This window comes from Shewanella sp. WXL01, assembly GCF_012263345.1.
Classification (GTDB): domain Bacteria; phylum Pseudomonadota; class Gammaproteobacteria; order Enterobacterales; family Shewanellaceae; genus Shewanella; species Shewanella maritima.
This window is the reverse complement of the sequence record NZ_JAAIKQ010000024.1, coordinates 1-1,133: the sequence shown is the minus strand read 5'-3', so window position 1 is coordinate 1,133 and position 1,133 is coordinate 1. Positions and strand designations below refer to the sequence as shown.

Sequence of the window (1,133 nt, the reverse complement as noted above, 5' to 3'; positions counted from 1 at the left end):
TGAGCTTCACCGTAGCTGGTGACAACACTGTCCATAACGCAGGCGACTCAGTCACCGTCCAAGGCGGCACACTGGTGCTGAACGCTAATGGTTCGTACACCTTTGACCCAGCTGCGGACTGGAATGGCACACTGCCGGTGATCACTTACACCACTAACACTGGTGAGACAGCAACCTTAACCATCACAGTGACGCCAGATAACACGGACGTAGCTGATGATGCAGTGACGGTTGGCGAAGATACGCAAGCTTCAGGCAACGTATTAACTAACGATGAGTCAGATAACACCTCTGTTGTGAGCTTCACCATCGCTGGTGACAACACCACTTACAACGCAGGTGATTCAGTCACTGTCCAAGGCGGCACACTCGTGCTGAACGCTAATGGTTCGTACACCTTTGACCCAGCTGCGGACTGGAATGGCACACTGCCGGTCATCACTTACACCACTAACACTGGTGAGACAGCAACCTTAACCATCACAGTGGCGCCGGATAACACTGATGTAGCTGATGATGCAGTAACGGTTGGCGAAGATACTCAAGCTTCAGGCAACGTATTAACTAACGATGAGTCAGACAATACTTCAGTCGTGAGCTTCACCATTGCCGGTGATAACACCACTTACAACGCAGGCAATTCTGTGACTGTCCAAGGCGGCACCTTAGTACTGAATGCTAATGGCTCTTACACATTCGATCCTGCTGCGGACTGGAATGGCACACTGCCGGTGATCACCTACACCACCAACACAGGTGAAACGGCGACACTGACAATCACAGTGACGCCGGATAACACTGACGTGGCTGATGATGCTGTAACCGTGGGCGAAGATACCCAGGCTTCAGGCAACGTATTAACTAACGATGAGTCAGACAATACTTCAGTTGTGAGCTTCACCATTGCCGGTGATAACACCACTTACAACGCAGGCGACTCAGTCACCGTCCAAGGCGGCACACTCGTGCTGAACGCCAATGGTTCGTACACCTTCGATCCAGCGGCGGATTGGAACGGCACACTGCCGGTGATCACTTACACCACGAATACAGGTGAAACGGCGACACTGACAATTACTGTCACGCCAGATAACACTGACGTAGCTGATGATGCAGTAACGGTTGGCGAAGAT

At 51.7% G+C, this 1,133-nt stretch carries 1 protein-coding gene; it reads left to right on the top strand.

Going from position 1 to position 1,133, the window contains the following annotated elements; genetic code table 11:
- A partial coding sequence (locus G3R49_RS19895) for an Ig-like domain-containing protein (RefSeq protein WP_167870828.1) occupies positions 1–1,133 on the top strand: 1,133 nt, incomplete at both ends.